This window comes from Aquabacterium sp. J223 (assembly GCF_024666615.1).
GTDB lineage: Bacteria > Pseudomonadota > Gammaproteobacteria > Burkholderiales > Burkholderiaceae_C > J223.
The window spans coordinates 3520601-3542654 of sequence record NZ_CP088297.1 but is presented as its reverse complement, the minus strand read 5'-3'; the positions used below and the strand labels follow the sequence as shown (position 1 = coordinate 3542654).

Here is a 22054-nt window from a genome sequence, read left to right as displayed (position 1 = left end):
GTCCCTTGGGGACAGGCCGCGAAGCGGCCAGGGGCGGGATGTCGGCCGAGGAGCGCGTTGCGATCCGGGTCTCCCGGTCGCAACGCGAGCCCCTCGGGGGGCGGCCCCTAGGGCCGGGGGCTTCACGTTCAGGCGCGATTGCTCAGTCGGCGCATGCGTTCGCTGGGCGTGACGATGTCGGTCAGCCGGATGCCGAACTTGTCGTTGACCACCACCACCTCGCCCTGGGCGATCAGGTAGCCGTTGACCAGCACGTCCATCGGCTCGCCGGCCATGGCGTCGAGCTCGACCACCGAGCCCTGGGCGAGCTGCAGGATGTGCTTGATCGGGATGCGGGTGCGGCCGAGTTCAACCGTGAGCTGGACGGGGATGTCCAGGATCATGTTGATGTCGTTGCCCGCGCCCGGCGTCACCGTGTTCGAGAAGTTGGTGAAGGCCGCGGGCGCCACGCTCTCGGCGACCTGGCTCACCGCCGAGTTGACGTCGCCCGAGTCGCCGGGTTTGGTCTCGGCCAGGGCCGCGGCCCACTCGGCCGCCATGCGGTCCTCTTCGCTCATGCCGCCCGTGTCCACGGCGGTGTTGTCAGCCGACATTCGCTTCTCCCAGCCAGCTGGCGTTGTTGCTGGTGATCAGTTGTTGAACCTTGACCGCGTAGCGGCCGCTGGAGGTGCCGTAGTGCGCGTCGAGCACCGGCACGCCGTCGACCTTGCACTGGATCATGGGCTGCAGGTCGAGCTCGATGAAGTCGCCGGGCTTGAACGACAGCAGCTGCTCCACCGTCGCCGGCGCGTGCGCCAGCTCGGCCACCAGCTCCACCTGCGCGGCCTGGATCTGCGTCTTCAGCAGGTTGACCCAGCGGCGGTCGGGCTCGGCCGAATCGCCCTGCACGGTGGAGTACAGGACATCGCGGATCGGCTCCAGCGTCGAGTACGGGATGCAGAAGTGCACCGCGCCCGAGGTGTCGCCGATCTCCAGCGTGAAGGAGGTGGCGACCACGATTTCGCTGGGCGTGGCGATGTTGGCGAACTGCGGCTGCATCTCGCTGCGCTGGTAGTCCAGCTCCAGCGGGTAGATGCCGTGCCAGGCCTTGCGGTATTCGGCGATCACCACCTCGACCAGGCGGGCGATGACGCGCTGCTCCGTGGGCGAGAAGTCGCGGCCCTCGATGCGCGTGTGGTACTTGCCGGCGCCGCCGAACAGCGCGTCGATCACCGCGAACACCACGTTCGGGTCGCAGACGATGAGGCCCGAGCCGCGCAGCGGCCGCACCGAGACGATGTTGAAGTTGGTCGGCACCACGATCTCGCGCAGGAAGGCCGAGTACTTCTGCACCTTGATGCCGCCGATCGACACCTCGGGGCTCTTGCGGATGAAGTTGAACAGCCCGATGCGGATGTTGCGGGCGAAGCGCTCGTTGATGATCTCCATCGTGGGCATGCGCCCACGGACGATGCGCTCCTGGCTCGCCAGGTCGTAGTCGCGGATGCCGCCCTCGGGCTGCTCCTCCTGCTCGAGCTTCTGGCTCTCGCCGGTGATGCCCTGCAGCAGGGCATCGACTTCGTCTTGGGAAAGGATTTGTTGAGTCATCGATCCGACACCGTCCCGGGCAGGGCACGGTGGCCATTGAACGCAGGACCCGTATCAGCGCCCGCCCCGAGCGCCGGGCCGCCCCAAGCGAGGGGCGAGTCCCCTCGGGGGACGGCGAGCGAGAAGCGAGCAGGGGTGAACATTCACTGGATGATGAAGTTGGAGAAGTGGACCCGCTTGATGGGCAGCGGCTCCGCGGGGGCCTTGCGCTTCTTTTTCTTCTTCGGCTTGGCCTCGCCGTCGGCGTCGCTCGCGGCGGGCTTGGCCTGCGCTTCCTCGTCCTCGTCGTCCGGCACGTCCACGCCCAGGGCGCGCGACGCCTCGCGCTGGATCTGCACTGCGGTCTTCTCCTTGCCTTCGCGGCCCAGCAGGTCGGCGGCGGTCTTCTGCGACAGCAGCAGCAGGATGTTGTTGCGGATGGCCGGCATGTAGGCCTTGATCTTGTCGCCCACCTTGGCGTCGTCCAGCTCCAGCGTGATGCCGATCTGCGCGTAGCGCTCGGCCTCGCGGTCGGCCAAGTTCACGGTGAAGGGGTCCAGGGGCACGAAGGTGGGCACCGCCTTGTCGTCGTGCTTCTCCTTGGCGTGGGCCTTGACCGGTGCGCTGTCGCCGTCCTCGGCCTCCTCGGCGGCGGCGGCGGCGGCCTGCTTGCTCTTGACCCAGAACAGCGCGCCGCCGCCCGCCACGGCGACCAGCAGCAGCACCACGCTCAGCATGAGGATCAGCTTCTTCTTGCCGCCGGCCTTGGGGGCGGCAACGGCGTCGGCGGTGGCGGCAGCGGACATGGGCGTGGGGGTGGGCTCGTCTTCGGTGGCGCCGGCGTGTCGAAGGTCACGACGGGGCACGGCGGATGCGGACCATTGTCGGCAGCGACCCCCGCCGGGATGCGGCGAAAAGCGGGCGAAATCCCCCCCGCGCGCCGACCGGTCAGGGCCGGGCGCGGGCGTTGGCGGTGGTCGGGCGGTGGCGGGCCACGAAGTCGAACAGCGTCTGCGCGGCCAGCGACAGGCTGCGGTCGCGCCGGCGCAGCACGAAGATCTCGCGCACCAGCCCGCGCGCCACCACCGGCCGGGTGACCAGCCCCGGGTCGCGGAAGTGGAACAGCGTCAGCGCCGGCACCACGCTCACGCCCAGGCCCGCGCGCACCATGCCGGCCACGCTGCTCAGCTGTTCCAGCTCCATCACCGTCTTCGGCGGGTGGCCGCGGGTGGCGGCCTCGATGTGCTGGCGCACGCTGCTCGAGCGCGCCAGCTGCACGAAGGGCTGGCCGGCCAGGTCGGCCAACGCGATGCGGGACTTGCGGGCCAGCGGGTGGTCGGCGCGGCAGACGAGGTGGAAGCGGTCGCTGCAGAAGCGTTCGGTGCGCAGCTCGGGCGACGCGGCCCGCACCGAGGCCAGCGCGAAGTCGGCGCGGCCGCTGCGCACCCGCTCGACGCACTGCTCGGACAGCGCGTCGGCCACGTCGAGCTCGATGTCGGGGTACTCGGCCTGGAAGGCGGCCAGCACGTCGGGCAGCCAGCCGGCCGCCAGCGCGGGCAGGGCGGCCAGCGCCACCCGGCCGCGCCGGCGGGCCACGTGTTCGCCCAGGTCGTGCAGCGTGTGCTCGAACTCCTGCAGCAGCCGCTCGGCGCCGGCGAGGAAGCGCTGCCCCTCGGCCGTCAGCTCCACCTTGCGGGTGTCGCGGTCGAACAGCCGGCAGCCCACCGCCTCCTCCAGCCCCCGCACCAGGGCCGAGAACGCCGGTTGCGACAGGTGGCACTGCGCCGCCGCGCGGGTGAAGTTGCGGGCCTCGGCCAGCGCCACGAAGGCCCGCAGCTGCCGGGTCGAGAGGTGGCGCTGGGTGGTCATCGGCTTTCCAGATCAATTGATCCAAACAAGCGAATTCTCCTACCGCCGACCGATCCATAGAGTGTCCTCATCGCGGCGCCGTTCGGTGACGCCCGGGCAGCGGACACGAAGGCGTGCACATGAAGGACAGCTTGCTGGTCGGTTCCGCCGCCGGCTTCTCCGGCGACCGGGTCGATGCGGCCCGGCCGGTGGTCGACACCCTGATCGCGCGCCGGCAGCCCGCGGTGCTGATGTTCGAGACGCTGGCCGAGCGCACGCTGGCGCTGGCCCAGCTGGCCCGGCAGGCCGACCCCGAGGCCGGCTACGAGCCGCTGCTCGACGAGATGATCGGCCCGGTGCTGGCCGACTGCCTGGCCCACCGCATCCGCATCGTCGGCAACTTCGGCGCCGCCAACCCCGCGGCGCGGCGCGGCGGCTGCAGGCGCTGGCCGACCGCCTGGGCCTGCGCCGGCCGCGCATCGCGGTGGTGGAGGGCGACGACCTGTCCGGCCCCGGGCAGCGGCCGCTGCTGCACGCCTGCCTGGCCGAGGCGCGCGGTGACGCCGCCGACGCGCTGGACATCGCCAGCGCCAACGCCTACCTGGGCGCCGAGGGCATCGTGCAGGGCCTGCGCGCGGGGGCGGACATCGTGGTCACCGGCCGGGTGGCCGATCCCTCGCTGGCGCTGGGCCCGGCGATGGCGCACTACGGCTGGGCCGACGACGACTGGGACCGGCTGGCCCGGGCCACCATGGCCGGCCACCTGCTCGAGTGCGGCGCCCAGGTCTGCGGCGGCTACTACGCGGACCCCGGCTTCAAGGACGTGCCGGGCCTGGAGGCCATCGGCTTTCCCATCGCCGAGATCGACGCCGACGGCCACTGCACGATCACCAAGGCCCAGGGCACCGGCGGCCTGATCGACGAGCACACCGTCAAGGAGCAGCTGCTGTACGAGCTGCACGACCCGTGCGCCTACCTCACCCCCGACGTGATCGCCGACATCGGCGAGGCCGAGGTGCTGCCGATGGGGCGCGACACGGTGCGCCTGCAAGGGGGTGCGCGGCCGCGCGCGGCCCGCCACGCTGAAGGTCAACGCCTTCCATCGCCAGGGCTGGCTGGCCGAGGGCGAGATCTCCTACGCCGGCCGCGGCGCCGAGGCGCGCGCCCGCCTGGCCGCCGACGTGCTGCGCCGGCGGCTGGCCGGCTGCGGGCCGCTGCGGGTGGACCTGATCGGCGTGGCCAGCGTCTTCGGCGACGACGAGGGCCGCTGGCTGGCGGCGCAGCCCGTCGGCGACGCCCGCGACGTGCGGCTGCGCGTGGCGCTCAACCATGCCGACCGCGCGGTGGCCGAGCGCCTGGCGCGCGAGGTCACCGCCCTCTACACCTGCGGCCCCGCCGGCGGCGGCGGCGTCCGCACCGGCCTGCGACAGCGCCTGGGCACGGTGTCGTGCGCCGTCGACCGCGCGCAGGTGCAGGCGCGCGTCGAGGTGATGGCGTGACGCCCATGACGCCGGACACCTTCACCGTGCCGCTGTACCGCGCCGCCCACGGCCGCACCGGCGACAAGGGCGACCGCTCGAACATCAGCGTGATCGCCTGGCACCCGGCGCTGTGGGACCTGCTGGTCGAGCAGGTGACGGTGGACGCCGTCACCCGCCAGTTCGCCCACCGGCGGCCGCTGCGCGTCACCCGCCACCTGCTGCCGCGGCTGCAGGCCATGAACGTCGTGCTCGACGGCGTGCTCGACGGCGGCGTCAACGACGCACTCAACCTCGACAGCCACGGCAAGGCCCTGTCCTTCCTGCTGCTGGAGCTGCCGCTGCGGGTGCCGCCCGACCTGCAGCCCTTCCTGAAACCAGAACCGGACCTGCCCAGAGGAGACATCGCCCCATGACCCCGTTGCAACGCCGAGCCCTGCTCGCCACCCTCGCCGCCGCCCTGGCCGGCGGCCTGCCCGCCGCACACGCCCAGGGCCGCTACCCGGACAAGCCGATCACCTTCGTCGTGCCGTTCCAGGCCGGCAGCGCCACCGACCAGCTGGCCCGCGCGCTGGCGCAGTCCATCACCGAGCAGACCAAGCAGACCGTGGTGGTGGAGAACAAGGCCGGCGCCAGCGGCATGCCGGCCGCGCAGCAGGTCGCGCGGGCGGCCCCCGACGGCTACACCGTCTTCATCACCACCAACACCACGCACGCCGCCAACGAGCACCTGTTCAAGAAGCTGAGCTACGACCCGGTGAAGGACTTCGCGCCGGTGACCGGTCTGGGCAAGGGCGGCCAGGTGCTGGTGGTGCGGCCGGATGCGCCGTACAAGACCGTGGCCGACCTGGTCGCCGCGGCGAAGAAGACGCCCGGCCGCTTGAGCTTCGGCAGCGGCAGCGCGTCCAGCCGGGTCGCCGGCGAGATGTTCAAGCAGCTGTCGGGCACCGACATCCTGCACGTGCCCTACAAGAGCAACCCCGGCGCCATCACCGACCTGCTCGGCGGGCAGATCGACCTGATGATCACCGACACGGCCACCGGCCTGCCGCAGGTGCGTGCCGGCAAGTTGAAGCCGCTGGGGTTCTCCACCCAGAAGCGCAGCCCGCAGCTGCCCGACGTGCCGACCCTCGACGAGGCCGGCGTCAAGGGCTACGACATGAGCTACTGGTTCGCCGCCTACGTGCCCGCGGGCACGCCGGCGCCGGTGGTCAATGGCTTGCAGGAGCTGCTGGTGGCGGCGGTGAAGAGCGCCCCGGCGAAGACCTTCTTCGACACCTCCGGCGCCGAGGCCTGGACCACGACGCCGGCCGAGCTGGCCCGCTTCCAGGCCAGCGAGTCGCAGAAGTGGGGCCGGGTCATCAAGGCCGCCGGCATCGAGCCCGAATGAGCCGCCGCTAGGCCGCTCCCACGGCCCACCCCGATCGACGACACGGCCCGCCGCCCGGCGGCGGGGCCTTCGACCGCGCTCGCCCAGACGAGCCGACAACGACAAGAGCCCAGGAGACCCCCATGACCCGCATCCGACGCGCGCGTCCGGCGCGCCTTCGCCGCCTGCTTCCCGCCACCGCGGCCACGCTGACGATCGCCACGCTGGTGGCGGCCTGCGGCGGCGGCGACGAAGCGCCCCCCGCCACCGCGGCACCCGCCGCCCCGGCCGCGTGCGACACGGCGAGCGTGGCCGCCGCGGTCGCCCTGCAGGGCGCAGCCGTGACGGCCGCCACCGCCGTGCCGGCCGGCAGCTACACGCCGCCGGGCAGCGGCGCGCTGGCCAACCTGCCGGCGTTCTGCCGCATCGAGGCCAGGGCCACGCCGACCAGCGACTCGCTCATCAACTTCCAGGTGTGGGTGCCGCAGGGCACGGCCTGGAACGGCAAGCTGGTCACCACCGGCAACGGCGGCTACAGCCCGGCGCTCAGCTACGGCGACATGGCCTACGCGCTGCGCCAGGGGTATGCCGCGGTGGGCGGCGACACCGGCCACCAGTCCAGCGACCCCAACGAGATGTTCTGGGGCGTGGGCCATCCCGAGAAGATCCGCGACTGGGGCTCGCGCTCCATCCACGCCATCACCGTGCCGGCCAAGCAGCTGGTGGCCGGCCTGCGCGGCGAAGCCATCAAGCGCGCCTACTACTACGGCTGTTCCACCGGCGGCCACCAGGCCTATGCGCAGCTGCAGCGCTACCCGGAGGACTTCGACGGTGTGGTCGCCGGGGCGCCGGGCAACAACCGGACGCGGCTGAACGTCGAGTTCCTGCACCGCTTCCTGTCCAACCGGGCGCCCAACACCAACGGGCCGCTGATCCTGTCGGCCGCCAAGGCGGCCACCATCACCACCGCCGCCGTCGCCGCCTGCGATGCGCTGGACGGCGTGACCGACGGCGTGATGGAGGACCCGCGCGCCTGCACCTTCAACGTCGACACCCTGCTGTGCGCGTCCGGCCAGACCACCGGCTGCCTCACCGCCGACGAGATCGGCGTGGCCAAGAAGATCTACGCCGGGCCGAAGAACCCGCGCACCAACGCCCAGCTCTACCCCGGCCTGCCGGTGGGCACCGAAGCCGGCTGGTCGGGCTACTGGGGCGGCAGCGAACCGGTGCGCGCCGACTACTGGCGTCTGTGGGTGTTCGGCAACCCGCAGTGGAACTGGTGGAGCTTCGACCACGACCGCGACGTCACCTACGCCGAGGCGGTCGTCGGGCCGCTGGTCGACCAGACCAGCGTCGACCTCGCCGCCTTCAAGGCCCGCGGCGGCAAGGCCATCGTCTACCAGGGCTGGGCCGACCCGGTGGTCAACGCGGTGGACACCATCGCCTATGCCGATCGGCTGCGGACGGCGCAGGGCTCGCAGGCCGCCGTGGACGGCTTCTTCCGCCTGTTCCTGGTGCCCGGCATGGGGCACTGCTCGGGCGGCAGCGGCACCGGCCACTTCGGCAACCAGGGCGGCCCGTCGCCGGTGGTCAACGCCGACCGCGACGTGCTGATGGCGCTCGACCGCTGGGTCGAGCAGGGCACCGCCCCCGACCAGATCGTCGCCAGCCGGGTGGTGGCGGGCAACACCGTGCGCACCCGCCCGCTGTGCCCCTACCCGAAGAAGGCCACCTACCGGGGCCAGGGCAGCACGGACGACGCGGCCAGCTTCAGCTGCAACTAGAACGCACCAGGAGACGCACCATGACCTTCCTCATCCTCCGCGGCGCCGCGCTGCTGACCGCCACGCTGGTGGCGGCCTGCGGCGGCGGCGACGACGCCCCGGCCGCCGCGCCGAAGACACCGCGCCTGACGCTGGCGGTCACCGCCACGCAGGACTTCCCCGGCAGCTACGGCAGCGTGGGCGCCTACGAACAGCTCACCGGCACGGTCAGCGGCGAGGTCGACCCCGACGACCCGAAGAACGCCGTCATCCAGGACCTCAGGCTGGCGCCGCGCAACGCCAACGGGCTGGTCGACTACAAGGCCGACTTCCTGCTCATCAAGCCGAAGGACATGAGCAAGGCCAACGGCGTGCTGCGCTACGACGCGCCCAACCGCGGCAACATCCTCACGCTGATCAACCCGACGGCGTCGCCGGGTGACGCGGTGTACCTGGAGCGCGGCTACGTCTTCCTCTACTCGGCCTGGCAGGGCGACGTGCCGAAGAGCAGCCCGCAGCGGCTGACGGCGACGGTGCCGGTGGCGAAGAACGCCGACGGCAGCGCCATCACCGGGCCCTACCGGACCGAGCTGGTGCCCACCGCGGCCACGCCCTCGATGACGCTGCCCGGCGGTGTCTTCAACGGCACCATGATCCCGTACGAGCCGGCGAGCCTGGACAACACGCAGCCGGGCTATAGCCTGACGCGGCGCGTCAACGAGACCGACCCGCGCGTGCTCATCCCCGCCGCGGACTGGACCTTCGCCACCTGCAGCGGCGCCAACCCGTTCCCCGGCACGGCCAGCCCGACCAGCGTGTGCCTGAAGGGCGGCTTCGACCCCAAGTACCTGTACGAGCTGGTCTACGTCGCCAAGGACCCGAAGGTGATGGGCGTCGGCCTGGCCGCGCTGCGCGACACGGTGAGCTTCTTCCGCCGTCAGGCGGCCGACAGCGCCGGCACGCCCAACCCGCTGGCCGGGCGCATCACGCACACCATCGGCCAGGGCACCTCGCAGTCGGGCAATGCGATGAAGACCTTCCTGCACCTGGGCTTCAACCAGGCGCTGGACGGCGGCCGGGTGTTCGACGGCCTGTACGCCCACGTGGCCGCGCGGCAGACCCACATCAACACTCGCTTCGCCGTGCCGGGCGGCGGCGGCGGCCTGCGCACCGACCACACCGCGTTCGGCCAGACCGCCCCCCGCGCGCTGGCCGCCGACTACACCGACGAGATGACCGGCCGCCGCGGCGGCGTGATGGCCCGCTGCAGCGCCAGCAACACCTGCCCGAAGTTCTTCCTCGGCCTGTCGGGCACCGAGTTCTGGCAGCTGCAGGGCTCGCCGGTGCTGACCGACGCCTTCGGCCTGCGCGACCTGGTGCAGCCGGACAACGCGCGCATCTACTACTACGCCAGCACGCAGCACGGCGGCGCTGGCGGCACCGCCAGCATCAGCTTCGCGCCGACGCGCAACGTCTACCCGGCCGGCACGGTGGTGCATTTCAACGACACCTTCCGCGCGCTCTTCATCGCGCTGGAGGACTGGGTGGTGCGCAACACCGCCCCGCCCGCCAGCCAAACGCCGCGCATCGCCGACGGCACGCTGGTGCGCGCCGACCAGCTCGTCTTCCCGGCGATGAAGGGGCTGACCTGGCCGGTCAGCGGCACGCCCACCGCCATCCCCGAGTTCCAGTACCTGGCGCGCTACAACGGCTTCCCGCTGCTGGACTTCGGCCCGCAGTACCTGCCGCAGGACGAGTCGGGCATCGCCAGCGTGCTGCCGCCGGCCTACCTCAACCGCGACTACGCCATCCTCGTGCCGCAGGTCGACCCGGCGACCGGGCTCACCCGCGCCGGCATCCGCAGCGTCGAGGCGCGGGCGCCGCTGGGCACCAGCGTCGAGTTCAACTACGTGGCCACGCCGGGCATCGTCGACCTGTCCAACCTGACGGGCGGCTACATCCCCTTCCACAAGACGACGGCCGCGGCGCAGGCGGCGGGCGACGGGCGGCCCTCGCTGGAGCAGCTGTACGGCACGCAGGCCGGGTACGTCGCGGCGGTGACGGCGGCGGCCGACGAGCTGGTCGCGCAACGGCTGCTGCTGCGACGCGACGCCGACGCCATCGTGGCGCGGGCGATCGCCAACCCCGTGCTGCCGTGAGGCGCGGGCCGGCCGAGACCTCCACCTGAGGGGTCGTTCGGGCATGCCAATTGGCATGCCGGCGAGGGTCCTGCAGCTAGGGGAAGCGGGGTTCCGCGCACCCACCTAGAGTGGCCGCGCGGGAGTCCGTCCCGTGCAGCAGGAGTACCCATGAACCACAAGACCCTGGTGGCCCTTGGCGCCGCGTTGGCGAGCGCCGTGTCGGTGCAGGCCAAGACGGCCGACATCGTCGTGCTGATGGACGAGTCGGGCTCGATGTCCGGCGAGCAGGCCTGGATCGCCGCCTCGATCCCGACGCTGGACGCCGGCCTCAACGCCGCGGCCGTCACGGACAACCGCTACGGCCTGGTCGGCTTCAGCGCCAGCGCCGCGCCGGCGCCCAGCCGGGTGCGCAGCTTCGCGGTCGACGGCGGGCAACTCGGCTCGGTCGCCGGGTTCGCCACCGCGGCCAGCGGCCTGCAGGTCACCGGGTCGACCGAGGACGGCTGGGCCGCCATCGCCTTCGCCAACGGCTACGCCTTCCGCGGCGATGCCGTGCGCAACTACATCCTCATCACCGACGAGGACCGCGACAACACCAACAACGCGCTCAGCTTCAACGGCGTGCGCGACAGCCTGCTGGCCACCGGCACCCTGCTCAACGCGGTGGTCAACGCCACCTTCGGCTGCGGCGACGGCAGCGCGGCCATCGGGCTGATCGGCAGCACCGGCTACAAGGCCGATGGCGCCGGCGGCTTCACCACCTGCGCCGGCGCCAGCGTGCTGTCCGGCACCGGCAACACCGAAGCCCAGTACGTCGACCTGGCGCTGGCCACCGGCGGCGGGGCGTGGGACCTGAACCTGCTGCGCAGCGGCGGCCTGACGGCCCAGTCCTTCACCAACGCGTTCATCGCCGGCAAGGTGGGGGAGATCGTCGAGCAGCCACCGGTGCCGGCCATTCCCGAGCCGTCCACCTACGCCCTGATGGTCGGCGGGCTGGGGCTGCTCGGCTGGGCGGTCAAGCGCCGCCGTCGCGGCTGACGGGGCCCCGGGCGCGGGGCCTCAGGCCACCAGGTCGACCAGCCCGCGGCCGGTGAACACCGCCGGCCGCGCGGTCGGCTCGGCCTCGGCGCCGCCGGAGGTCGCATCGCGGCCGCCGGACGTGGTGCCGCCCGGCCGTCCGTCGCGCGCACCGGGCTGGCCGTCCTGCCGTGAGGACTGCTGCGACACGCCGCCGCCGGTGAGCGTGAAGCCGGCGTCGTTCAACGCGCTGGCCAGCGTGGGCAGGCTGTCCTGCAGCGCGTCGCGGGTGGTGGCGTGCTCGGCCTGGAAGTGCACCTGCGCCTGCTGGCCGTCGAGGGCGATCTGCACCGTGACCGGACCCATCTCGGCCGGGTTGAGGTGCAGTTCGGCCTGCTGCACGCCTTCGGCGACGAGCAGGCTGACCTGCACGCCCAGCGCGGGCGCGAAGTCGGCCGAGCCGACGGCCGCCGACAGCCGGGCCTGGAAGGACGAGGCCGAGGTGGCCGGCATGCCGGCCGGCGCCTGCAGCGCGCCGCCGAGCAGGCTGGCGAAGCCGCTGGGCAGCGGCAGGGCCGCCGCCGTGGCGGTGGCGGGCGCCGCCGCCGTGGCGGACGCGGCCGAGGCGGCCACGGGGCCACCGGCCTGGGCGTCGGCGCCCTTCGGGTCGCGAGCGTCGGCGCGGTGGCGGACCAGGTCCGTGCCGGCCTCGGCGCGGGCGCCGGTCGGGCGCGTGGCCTCGGCGCGGCCGCGTCGGTCGGCGGCGTGCAGGGCGGCGGGGTCGCTGTCCAGGTCGGCGGTCGGCAGCGCCGCGGTGGCGGGACGGCCCTCCGGCGCCGGCGCGCCCGGCACGGCCTGCGCCACGGCGCCTTCGGCGGCGCCGGGGGCGGTCCAGCCCGGCAGCAGGTCGCGCCAGGCCTGGTCGTCCGGTGCGGCGGTCGCCTCGCCGCCGGCCGCGGCCATGGGGTGTGCGGTGCCCGGCAGCGCCTGCCCGTCGAGGGCGGCCGCGTCGGCGGCGGCCTCGTCCGCCACCGCGGTGGACGCGCCGTCGGTCGTCGCCGCGTCGGTGTCCGCCGTCTCGGCGGTGGCCTTGTTCGCCGCGTCGGGCTTGCCCTTCGGCGCTTCCGCTTTGGCGGCGGGACCGGTGCTGCCCGTGGCCTGTGCCGGCTTGGCCGCCGATCGGCGGCTGGCCGATGCCGCGGGCGCCGCGGGCGCGGCCGGGTTGTCCTGCGCCTGCGCGAGCGCGCCGGCGAAGCTGCCCGGGCCCTGCGGCGGGGCGGTGACGGCGGGGTTCGCCGGGGCGGCCACGGGCGGCAGCGGGGCGGGGACGGCGCTCAGTGCGGACAGCAGGTCGGGCATGGGCGATCGGGGAAGAAGAGGTGAAGGGGTGGCGGACCGGTCAGCCCAGCACGCCGGGCAGGGTGGCGGGTCGGCTGCGCAGGGCCGCCTCGTCGCTGGCCTTCTGCTCGCGCCGCGACTCGGCCTGGTTCAAGGCGGCCAGCCGGCGCTCGGCCAGCTTGCGCACCGAGGCCAGCCGCAGCTCGCGCTGCTGCAGCTGCAGGCGCAGGCGCTGCACCTGCGCCTGCGCGTGGCCCACCGAATGCGTCTGCTGGCCGATGGCCTGCTCCAGCCGCTCGGCGAAGCTCTGGTAGCACTGCACGATCTCCATGCCGCCGCCGCCGCGCTGGCCGAACTGCGAGGTCCAGCGGTCGCGGTAATGGGCGCGGTAGTCGGCGAGCTGCCGCTGCTGGCGCTCGGCCGCGACGACACGCGCCTCGGCGGCCTGCAATGCGGCCACCGCCTCGTCGCGGTCCTGCGTGGCCTGGTCGAGCAGCGTTCTCAGCGCGGGGGTCGGCATGTCAGGTCGTCTCTGTTCGTTCAACCGGCGACGATGGCCGCCAGCTGCTCGGCGGCCTCGTCCAGCGGTGCGTGTTCGTGCATGTCCTGCTGCAGCAGGGCGGCCAGCGCGGGCTGCAGGCGCACGGCGCTGTCCAGCTCGGCGTCGTGGCCGGGCTGGTAGGCGCCCAGCGCGATCAGGTCGCGCGCCTTGTTGTAGCGGGCGATCAGCTGGCGGGCGCGGCGGGCGGCGGCCAGGTGCGTCTTCGGCGCCACCGAGGTCATCACACGCGACACCGACTTCTCGACGTCGATGGCCGGGTAGTGGCCGGCCTCGGCCAGTTCGCGGCTGAGCACGATGTGGCCATCGAGGATGCCGCGCGCCGCGTCGGCGATCGGGTCTTGCTGGTCGTCGCCTTCGCTCAGCACGGTGTAGAACGCTGTGATGGAGCCGACGCCGTTCAGGCCGTTGCCCGAGCGCTCGACCAGCTGCGGCAGCTTGGCGAAGCAGCTCGGCGGGTAGCCCTTGGTGGCCGGCGGCTCGCCGATGGCCAGCGCGATCTCGCGCTGCGCCTGGGCGTAGCGGGTGAGCGAGTCCATCAGCAGCAGCACGTGCTGGCCGCGGTCGCGGAAGTGCTCGGCGATGGCGGTGGCGTAGCCGGCGCCCTGCATGCGGGTGAGCGGCGGGGCGTCGGCGGGCGCGGCGACGACCACCGAACGCTGCAGGCCTTCCTCGCCGAGGATGTCCTCGATGAACTCCTTGACCTCGCGGCCGCGCTCGCCGATCAGGCCGACGACGATGACGTCGGCCGCGGTGTAGCGGGCCATCATGCCCAGCAGCACCGACTTGCCGACGCCGGTTCCGGCGAACAGGCCCAGCCGCTGGCCGCGGCCGACGGTGAGCAGCGCGTTGATGGCGCGCACGCCGGTGTCCAGCGGGTGGCGCACCGGGTCGCGGTCCATCGCGTTGATCGCGCGCCGGGTCATCGGCTTGGTGATGTGCTCGGCCAGCGGGCCCTTGCGGTCCATCGGCCGGCCATGCGAGTCGACGACGCGCCCGAGCAGGCCGTCGCCCATCGGCAGGTGCAGGCCGCGGTCCTCGCTGCGCCGCCACGGGTGGTTGACGCGGCCGAGCACCGGCGGCGTGTTGGGCACCGGGCGCGGCACGACGGCCGCGCCGCTGGCCAGGCCGTGCACCTCGCCGGTGGGCATGAGGAAGGCGCGGTCGCCGTGGAAGCCGACCACCTCGGCCAGCACCGCCGGCTGGCCGGGCACCCGCACCTCGCACACCGAGCCGACGGGCACGCGCACGCCGGCGGCCTCCAGCACCAGGCCGGTGACGCGCACCAGCATGCCTTCGGCGCGCAGCGGCATCTGGGCCGCCGCGAAGCTTTCCATGTCGTGCAGGTAGCGCTGCCAACGGTCGCGGATGTCGGCCCCGCGTCCGACGGGTACGTCGGCCGATCCCCCGAGGGGATGCGGGCCGGCTTGGGAGCGGCCCGGCGCTCGGCCCGCGGCCGCCATGTCGCGTGCGGTCATGCGTCAGCCCGAGGATTCAGGGTCGAGGGCTCGTCGGCGTTCCAGGCCAGCACCTGCTGGCCCAGCGTCTCGGCGGCCTGCTGCCAGCGGGTCTCGATGCGGGCGTCGATGGCGCCGACGTCGGACTCGATGCGGCAGCCGCCGCGGGCGATGTCGGGCGCCGGCATGAGGCGCGCGCCGCGGGCGGCCAGCGCCTCGGCGGCGCCCTGGGCGATCAGCGCCTGGTCCTCCGGGTGCACCAGCACGCGGATGTGCTGCGCGGACAGCAGCACCGCGTTCACCGCCTCCTCGGCCACCTTGGCCACCAGTTCGGGCCGGGCGGCGAGCTCGGTGCGCACGATGTGGCGGGCGAGCAGGGTGGCGGTGCGCGCCACCGTGCCGGCGATCTCGCCTTCCAGCGCCTTGAGCTGCGCATCGACGCTGTCGAGCAGCGCGCCCACCTGCGCCGTCATCGCCTGGGCGTAGCTCTGCTTGAAGCCGTCGAGCGCGACCAACCCGTCGCGGTAGCCGTCCTGGTAACCGGCCTGGCGCGCCGCCTGCACCTGGCGCGCGATCTCCTCGGCGCTCGGGCCGGCGGCGGCCCTTTGCTCCGCGGCCTGTGCGGCGGCGCGGCGGTCGAAGCCGCTGCGCCGGTCGTGGTGGTTGAAGTCGCTGAAGCCGGCCGACTGCGCCTCCAGGCCGTCCATCTCCTCGCGCGGGATGAACCGGGCGTAGGCCGGCCGGGACTCGCCCTGGGGCGGCGGCACCTGGCGCGGGCCGGGGCCGGGGCGGGTGCTGTTCGGGTTGGAGGGGGAGCTGCTCATGCTTGGCAGCGATTCTTCAGGGGATGACCCTGTGGGGATTCTTGAAGAAGGTGGTCTTCACGATCCTGTTTCCGGGTTGCTTCGGCTGCTCGGGCCGGGCTTCTTCTTGGGGTTGCAGCCCGGTGGGCCTGCGCGGCCCACACCCGCGGTAACTTTCTTTTGGTCTTGCCCAAAAGAAAGTCACCAAAAAGAAAGGGCGCTTCAACATCCGATTTCGCTCCCTCACTGGATGACGGGGCCCGCTTCTCGCTCCAGTTTCTGCCTGCCACCAGGCCCTGCCTCAGTCTGCGAGGACAGGGGACGCGCCACCCGCGGCAGCTTCCGAATGCGCTCGTGTCTTGGCCCATGCGGCGTCGCTGCGCTCGCCTACAGCAGGCAGTGGGGGCACGAGGTGCCTTCGGGCTTGCAAGCGAGCGAAGCGAAGCGGCGCGGACCCAGACACGAGCGCATTCGGAAGCCGGCAACGCGTGAGTGTCAGACGCCCTTGCAGACTGAGGCAGGGCCTGGTGGCGGGCGGAAACTGGAGCGAGAAGCGGGCCCCGTCATCCAGTTCGAGAGCGAAATCGGATGTTGTGTTGAAGGCCCTTTTCTTTGGTTCCTTTCTTTTGGGCCACCAAAAGAAAGAACCGCGGGTGTGGGCCGCGCAGGCCCACGGGCTGCCCCGCAAAGAAGCTCGGGCCGCAGCGCGAAGAGCCCCCCGGGCTGCCCCGCAAACAGAACAGACCGTCAGACGAACTGGTCGTCCCCACCCCCCGCCCAGCACGATCTGCCCCTCGTCCGCCAGCCGGCGCACGATCTTGAGCATCTCCTTCTGCTCGGCCTCCACCTCCGACAACCGCACCGGGCCGCGCGACTCCAGGTCCTCGCGCAAGGTCTCGGCCGCCCGCGTCGACATGTTGCGGAAGATCTTCTCCCGCAGCTCCGCCGTCGCCCCCTTGAGCGCGATGACCAGCGACTCGGACTGCACCTCCTTCATCAGCGCCTGGATGCCCTTGTCGTCGAGCTTGTCCAGGTCGTCGAAGGTGAACATGTTGTCCATGATCTTCTGCGCCAGCTCGTTGTCGGCCTCGCGGATGTAGTCCAGCACGGAGCTCTCCACCTGGCTGCCCATCAGGTTGATGATCTCGGCGGCGGTCTTCACGCCGCCGAGCGAGGCCTTGCGCAGGCGGTCGCCGCCGGCCAGCACCTTGCTCATCACCTCGTTGAGGTCCTTCAGCGCCGACGGCTGGATGCCGTCCAGCGTGGCGATGCGCACCAGCACCTCGTTGCGCTGGCGTTCGGTGAAGCACTTGAGCACGCCGCTGGCCTGGTCGTAGTCGAGGTGGACCAGGATGGCGGCGACGATCTGCGGGTGCTCGTTGCGCAGCAGCTCGGCCACCGAACCGGCGTCCATCCACTTCAGGCTCTCGATGCCGGAGACGTCGGAGCCCTGCAGGATGCGGTCGATCAGCAGGTTGGCCTTGTCCTCGCCCAGCGCCCGGCGCAGCACCACCTTGACGTACTCGTCGGTGTCGGCGACGAGCATGCTCTGTTCGTCGGCTTCGGAGGCGAAGCGGTCGAGCACGTGCTCCACCTTCTCGCGCGGCACGGCCTTCAGGCGAGCGATGGTCTCGCCCAGCCGCTGCACCTCCTTCGGCTCCAGCTGCTTGAAGACCTCGGCCGCTTCCTCCTCGCCGAGGGACATCAGCAGGATGGCGGCGTCTTCCAGGCCTTGTTCGTCCATGGCGTCAGCGCTTCTCAAAGGTCCTTGTTGACCCAGCCGCGCACGATGTTGGCCACCGCCACCGGGTTCTCCTTGGCCAGCTCGCGCGCGTTCTTCAACTGTTCCTGCATGCGCGGCGCCTCCAGCTGCAGCGGCACGGCGCTGGGCGGGTCGTCGGCGACGACGTCGAGCTGGCCGCCCTTGAGCGGCACCACCGGCGTGGTCGCGGCCTTCAGCGCCGGGCGGATGAAGCCGAACACCGCCACCAGCGCGACCAGGGCCAGGGCCGCCGGCATGGCCGCGCCGCGCAGCAGGTCGACCAGCCAGGGCTGGCGGTACAGCGGGGTGTCGTCCTCCTTCGGCGCCACCGCGGCCTTGAACGGGGCGTTGATCACCTTCACCGAGTCGCCGCGCTCCTTGCTGAAGCCGATGCTCTCCTGCACCAGCGCGGTCAGCTTGTCCAGCTCCTCGGCCGACAGCGCCTCGCTCTTGGTCTTGCCCTTGGCGTCGGTGCTCACCTTGTGGTTGACCACCACCGCGGCGTTGAGCCGCCGCACCTGGCCGACCGCGTTGCGCGTCACCCGCACGGTCTTGTCCACCTCGTAGTTGGTGGTGCGGTCGCGCCGGCCGTTGGCTGCGCCCGCGCCGCCCTGCGCGCCCTGCAGCGCCTGGGCCGTTCCGGTGATCGGCGCGCTGGCCGGCACCGGCGGCTGGTTGCTGGCCGCGCCGGGCACGCCGGCGGGCGCGCCGGGCGTGGACTGGTTCGATTCGCTGGTCTGCTGGCTGCGCACCGCGGCCTGCGACGGGTCGCCCTGGTTGGGCCGGAACTCCTCGGCGGTGGACTCCACCTGCGAGAAGTCCAGCTCGGCGGTGACGTTGGCGCGCAGGTTGTCGCGGCCGACCACCGGCTCCAGCAGGTCGACGATGCGCCGGGTCAGGTTGCCCTCGACCTGCGCCACGTACTGCAGCTGCTGCGCGTCCAGGCCCTGGTGCGCCTGGCCGTCGGGCGCCTGCGACAGCAGGCTGCCGGTCTGGTCGAGCACGCTCACCGCCTTGGGGCTGAGTTCCGGCACGCTGGACGACACCAGGTGCACGATGCCGGCGATCTGCGAGCGGTCCAGCGTGCGGCCGGGGTGCAGCGTCAGCATCACCGAGGCGCTGGGCTTCTGCTGCTCGCGGAAGAACCCGTTCTGGTTGGGCAGCGCCAGGTGCACGCGCGCCGACTGCACCGCCGCCATCGCGCCGATGGAGCGGGTGAGCTCGCCTTCCAGCCCGCGCTGGAAGGTCAGCCGCTCCTGGAACTGGGTCTGGCCGAAGCGGGCGTTGTCCATCAGCTCGAAGCCGACCACGCTGCCCTTGGGCAGGCCGGCCGAGGCCAGCTTCAGCCGCACGTCGTGCACCTTGTCGGCCGGCACCAGGATGGCCGAGCCGCCGTCGGCGTGCTTGTAGGGCACGTTCATCTGCGACAGCTGCGTGAGGATGGCGCCGCCGTCCTTGTCCGACAGGTTGGCGTACAGCACCTTCCAGTCGCCGGGGTTGCCGGCCATCGTCAGCGCGGCCAGCACGGCGATCAGCGCCGCGATGCCGGCGGCCATCATCAGCTTCGACTTGGCGGGCAGCGCCGACAGGCGGGCGGCGAAGCCCGGCGTGGCGGGCACCAGCGGCGTGGCCAGCGAGGCGCTGGCGGCCGGGGCGAGGGCGTTGTCCATCAGGCGGGGTGGGGCGTCAGGCGACAGGAAGAACGCATCGGTCGGGGCGCCGCGTCAAGCCGGCACCGATCGGGGCGATTCTTCGGCAGCACCGCAGCGCAGCATCGGGCGAACAGCCCGACGAAAGCGGCGGTTCTCCCCGCGGCCGGTGGCGGCGCCGGGGCCCGGCCCGGGGCGCCGGCCGTCAGTCCGCCGAGGCCGGCAGCACCGTGTTGCGGCCGCCGGCCTTGGCGCGGTAGAGCGCCTGGTCCGTGCGTTCCAGCAGCCGGTCCACCGGTTCGCCGGGGTCGGCCAGCGCCACGCCGGCCGACAGCGTCAGCGCCAGGCCCTCGGCCACCCGGGACCAGTCGTGGTCCTGCACCCGCTGGCGCAGCCGGTCGACGGCGGCGACGGCCGCGTCCAGCTCGGCCACGCCCCGCAGCAGCAGCAGGAACTCCTCGCCGCCGTGGCGGGCCGCCGTCTGGTCGGCCGGCAGCGCTTCATGCAACAGGTGGGCGAAGCGGCGCAGCACCTCGTCGCCGGCCTGGTGGCCGAAGCGGTCGTTGACCTGCTTGAAGTGGTCGATGTCGAGCAGCGCGACGGCGAAGGGCGCCGCGCCCTGCAGGTGCCGACGCTGCTGCTCGTTGAGCGCCGCCATCGCGCTGCGGCGGTTGAGCAGGCCGGTCAGGTCGTCGCGGGCGGCCAGCGACTCCACCAGCCGCAGCGCCTCGGTCAGCCGCTCGTTGGCCTTGGTCAGTTCGTGCTTGAGCAGTGAGCCGACGACGTTGATGGCGCTGCCCTTGATCAGCAGCAATGCCAGCCACACGGTGGTGAGCGCCTGTTCGCCGGTGCTGCCGAAGGCCAGGCCGAGGTCCGAGCCGATGGTGGCCAGCGTGCCCACCATGCCGGCCAGGGCCAGCACGCTGGCCAGCGCCAGCATGCGCGGCGGTGCACGGATGGCCAACGTCGCGACGACGGTGACCACCGTCATCAGGAACATGGCGGCGATGCGCGGCGCCGCCATGGCCATCGACAGCAGCACGGACACGGCGATCATGGTGTTGATCAGGGAGAACCAGTGCTCGCCGACGCGGCGGTGCCAGCCGGCCCGCACGGCGGCCACCGCCCCGGCGCAGCTGGCCGCGCCGAGCAGCAGGTGCACGGCGGCCAGCCAGGTCGGCACCACGCTGAGCGCCGAGTAGCCGGTCAGCACCACCGCGTCCACCAGGTAGAAGACCAGCACCGGGCGCTGCACGCCGATCAGCAGCAGGCCGACCTTGTCGCTGGAGGGCGCCTTGGGGGGTCAGGGGGACGGTGAACGAGGAGGCGAGGGTCGACATGGGCGGACGGCGGATCCCTCGGATGTCGGCCTCCGGTGGGCCGGCTTGAGCGGCGTGCCCGGCCGTCCGGTGTCGAAATGGGCGGCGAAGCGCCGCTTCTTCGGTCGCTGCCCGCCGGGCCGCGGCCCTAGCATGGCCGCGTGGACCTCAAGCTCAAGCCCTTCGACTTCGCCAGTGCGGTGGCGCGCGCCGGCCTGGGCACCGACGGCCTGCCCGTCAAGGGCCCGCGCTCGGCCGCCGGCGCGGAGAAGCCGAGCTTCCAGAGCGCGATGACGCAGGCGCTGAAATCGGTCAGCGACAGCCAGCTGGAGGCGTCACGCCTGCAGCGCGAGGTGCAGCTGGACAACCCGACCGTCAGCCTGGAAGAGACCATGGTCGCCATGCAGAAGGCGCAGATCGGCTTCCAGGCCACGCTGCAGGTGCGCAACCGCCTCGTGCAGGCCTACTCCGAGATCATGAACATGCAGGTCTAGCGGTGGCCCCGGCTCGCCTGCCGGCGAGCGGTCCCGAGGGACCAAGCCCGCCGCTCAGCGCAGCTTGGTGCGGCGCAGTCGCTTCGCGTTGGCCGTGGCGGCGCGGTGCACCGGGGCCAGGCCCTGGCCGAGCACACCGAGCGCGGCCTGCTGCCATTGTTCGGCCAGCGTCGACGACCACGCCGCCATCGCCCGCGGGCCGCCGAGGCCGCTGCTCAGCCAGCCGGCGGCCAGCTGCTGCTGCGCCTGCAGCGCCTGGGCGCCCATGGCGCTCCACGACGCGCCGAAGGCCTGCGCCTTCTCGGCGCACATGCGGCTGAACTCGCGCTGGTCGCGCGCGCTGGGGTGGGGGCCGGCCAGCGCCATGCGGGTCAACCGGTGGGCCATCACCTGCGGCACGGCGAGCGCCAGTTCGGCGCTCTTCGTCATCAGGGCGGGGGAAAGGTTCTTGCGGCGGGTGGGCATCGGGGGGGGTGGGGGGCGGCGAGACCCTCGTGTCAGCAGTTGACGGGCCCGGGGCGCGGGGTCAATCCGACGGCGGCTGCAGCGCCGCCGCCAGCCAGCGGTGCAGCGCGGGCGCCTGGCGGCCGCGCCCCGGATGGTGGGCGGTGCCGTAGGGCAGCCACGCCAGCCGCAGGTCCGGGTGGTCGCGCAGCGCCTCCAGGTCCTCGGCCGCCAGCCGGGCCGCCTCGCCCGGTGCCATCCGCCGCGCATCGACCACGGTGACGCCGCCGCTGCCCACCACGTCGAAGCCGTCGGCGGACAGGGCCAGCCCGGTGTCCTCGTCGACGCCGATGCCCAGCAGCGCCGGCTGGGCCGCCACCGCGGCCAGCAGCCGCGGCAGGCGACGGCGTTCGCTGAAGTGCTGGTCGACGATGGCACCGGGCAGCAGGCCCAGGCCTTCGGTGACGTCGCGACCGACCAGCATGCGGGCCGACATCGCCGCGGCGCCGGCGCTGGAGCCGGCCACGCACAGCTGCCGCCGGGCGAAGCCCTGCTGCAGCGCCGCGGCCAGCGGGCTGCCGTCGAGCACCTCCATCAGCCGGCGCTGGTTGCCGCCGCCCATCAGCACGCCGTCCACCCGCTGCAGCTCGGCGATCCAGCGCGGGTCGGCGGCGTCGGCGCGGTCCTGCACGGCCAGGCGCACCCGCTCGGTCACCCCCAGGTCGGCCAGCGCCTGGTCGTAGCGCTCGAAGCCGGCATCGGGAAAGGCGGTGGCCGCCGGCAGCACGGCGATGCGCAGCGGACCGTCTCGGCGGCCGGCCGCGCACAGCTCGACGAAGCGCCGCAGCACCTCCTTCTCGCCGCGCCGGTCCTCGGCGCCGCCGATGATGAACAGGCGCCCGCCGGTGCGGCCGGCGCCGGCCGCGGCGCCGGCCGTCGTCGGCAGCCCGCCGCCCAGCAGCGCCAGGCCCAGCGCCGCGTTGGCGCGGCGACGGTCGGCACGGAAACGGGTCGATGGAGGCGACGGGCGGTCGGACGGCATGGCCG

18 protein-coding genes and 2 pseudogenes are annotated in these 22054 nt (G+C 72.9%); 7 read left to right on the top strand and 13 right to left on the bottom strand.

From position 1 onward, the window contains the following. Positions 1–128 precede the first annotated feature (128 nt). The 4 genes from fliN to LRS07_RS16765 all read right to left on the bottom strand — a co-directional run bounded on the left by fliN (position 129) and on the right by LRS07_RS16765 (position 3435). Positions 129–593: a flagellar motor switch protein FliN gene (fliN, locus tag LRS07_RS16780; protein ID WP_260499100.1), complete on the bottom strand. Its 465-nt coding sequence runs from the start codon at positions 591–593 to the stop codon at positions 129–131. Then, positions 583–1587 (bottom strand): flagellar motor switch protein FliM, encoded by a 1005-nt coding sequence (gene fliM / locus LRS07_RS16775; protein WP_260499099.1) that lies wholly within the window; start codon positions 1585–1587, stop codon positions 583–585. Before fliM ends, fliN begins: the two co-directional genes overlap by 11 nt. 143 nt (positions 1588–1730) lie before the next feature. Next, entirely contained in the window at positions 1731–2372 is a 642-nt protein-coding gene (locus LRS07_RS16770; RefSeq protein WP_260499098.1) for a flagellar basal body-associated FliL family protein, read from the bottom strand. A 142-nt stretch (positions 2373–2514) separates the two neighbouring features. Continuing rightward, positions 2515–3435 (bottom strand): LysR family transcriptional regulator, encoded by a 921-nt coding sequence (locus LRS07_RS16765; protein WP_260499097.1) that lies wholly within the window; start codon positions 3433–3435, stop codon positions 2515–2517. A gap of 119 nt (positions 3436–3554) precedes the next feature. On the opposite strand from LRS07_RS16765, the pseudogene LRS07_RS16760 reads away from it, so the two are divergent. From LRS07_RS16760 to LRS07_RS16735, 6 genes and pseudogenes are all read left to right on the top strand, one after another. Further along, positions 3555–4913: pseudogene (locus LRS07_RS16760) on the top strand (acyclic terpene utilization AtuA family protein). 5 nt (positions 4914–4918) lie between these two features. Next, positions 4919–5308 (top strand): AtuA-related protein, encoded by a 390-nt coding sequence (locus LRS07_RS16755; RefSeq protein WP_260499096.1) that lies wholly within the window; start codon positions 4919–4921, stop codon positions 5306–5308. Further along, complete coding sequence (locus tag LRS07_RS16750; protein ID WP_260499095.1) at positions 5305–6282, top strand: Bug family tripartite tricarboxylate transporter substrate binding protein; 978 nt, start codon at positions 5305–5307, stop codon at positions 6280–6282. Before LRS07_RS16755 ends, LRS07_RS16750 begins: the two co-directional genes overlap by 4 nt. A 122-nt stretch (positions 6283–6404) precedes the next feature. Continuing rightward, positions 6405–8045 carry a tannase/feruloyl esterase family alpha/beta hydrolase gene (locus LRS07_RS16745; protein WP_260499094.1) on the top strand — a complete coding sequence of 547 codons (1641 nt, stop codon included), beginning with the start codon at positions 6405–6407 and terminating at the stop codon, positions 8043–8045. Positions 8046–8065: 20 nt separating this feature from the next. Next, positions 8066–10183, top strand: coding sequence for an alpha/beta hydrolase domain-containing protein (locus LRS07_RS16740; protein ID WP_260499093.1), 2118 nt, complete (start codon positions 8066–8068; stop codon positions 10181–10183). Positions 10184–10333: 150 nt separating this feature from the next. Continuing rightward, complete coding sequence (locus LRS07_RS16735; protein WP_260499092.1) at positions 10334–11203, top strand: PEP-CTERM sorting domain-containing protein; 870 nt, start codon at positions 10334–10336, stop codon at positions 11201–11203. Positions 11204–11224: 21 nt separating this feature from the next. On the opposite strand, the gene LRS07_RS16730 is transcribed toward LRS07_RS16735, so the two are convergent. The 7 genes and pseudogenes from LRS07_RS16730 to LRS07_RS16700 form a co-directional block, all read right to left on the bottom strand. Next, positions 11225–12541 (bottom strand): flagellar hook-length control protein FliK, encoded by a 1317-nt coding sequence (locus LRS07_RS16730; protein WP_260499091.1) that lies wholly within the window; start codon positions 12539–12541, stop codon positions 11225–11227. 40 nt (positions 12542–12581) lie between these two features. After that, positions 12582–13040, bottom strand: coding sequence for a flagellar export protein FliJ (gene fliJ, locus LRS07_RS16725; RefSeq protein ID WP_260499090.1), 459 nt, complete (start codon positions 13038–13040; stop codon positions 12582–12584). Between the two features lie 20 nt (positions 13041–13060). Then, positions 13061–14557 (bottom strand): flagellar protein export ATPase FliI, encoded by a 1497-nt coding sequence (gene fliI / locus LRS07_RS16720; RefSeq protein ID WP_409450557.1) that lies wholly within the window; start codon positions 14555–14557, stop codon positions 13061–13063. After that, positions 14554–15360 carry a FliH/SctL family protein gene (locus tag LRS07_RS16715; protein ID WP_260499088.1) on the bottom strand — a complete coding sequence of 269 codons (807 nt, stop codon included), beginning with the start codon at positions 15358–15360 and terminating at the stop codon, positions 14554–14556. Before LRS07_RS16715 ends, fliI begins: the two co-directional genes overlap by 4 nt. Positions 15361–16086: 726 nt before the next feature. Next, positions 16087–17083, bottom strand: a pseudogene (gene fliG, locus LRS07_RS16710) (flagellar motor switch protein FliG). A 14-nt stretch (positions 17084–17097) separates the two neighbouring features. Continuing rightward, positions 17098–18771, bottom strand: coding sequence for a flagellar basal-body MS-ring/collar protein FliF (gene fliF / locus LRS07_RS16705; RefSeq protein ID WP_260499087.1), 1674 nt, complete (start codon positions 18769–18771; stop codon positions 17098–17100). Between the two features lie 184 nt (positions 18772–18955). Further along, the gene (locus tag LRS07_RS16700) at positions 18956–20005 is read right to left on the bottom strand and encodes a GGDEF domain-containing protein (RefSeq protein WP_260499086.1); all 1050 of its coding nucleotides are present in this window, start codon (positions 20003–20005) and stop codon (positions 18956–18958) included. A 225-nt stretch (positions 20006–20230) separates the two neighbouring features. On the opposite strand from LRS07_RS16700, the gene fliE reads away from it, so the two are divergent. Further along, positions 20231–20563 carry a flagellar hook-basal body complex protein FliE gene (fliE, locus tag LRS07_RS16695; protein WP_260499085.1) on the top strand — a complete coding sequence of 111 codons (333 nt, stop codon included), beginning with the start codon at positions 20231–20233 and terminating at the stop codon, positions 20561–20563. 54 nt (positions 20564–20617) lie between these two features. Here the strand turns inward: fliE and LRS07_RS16690 are convergent, their stop codons facing one another. Together LRS07_RS16690 and LRS07_RS16685 are read right to left on the bottom strand one after the other, a co-directional pair. Then, complete coding sequence (locus LRS07_RS16690) at positions 20618–21028, bottom strand: polyhydroxyalkanoate granule-associated phasin (RefSeq protein WP_260499084.1); 411 nt, start codon at positions 21026–21028, stop codon at positions 20618–20620. Between the two features lie 61 nt (positions 21029–21089). Beyond that, positions 21090–22049, bottom strand: coding sequence for a cyanophycinase (locus LRS07_RS16685; protein WP_260499083.1), 960 nt, complete (start codon positions 22047–22049; stop codon positions 21090–21092). Positions 22050–22054: the final 5 nt, after the last annotated feature.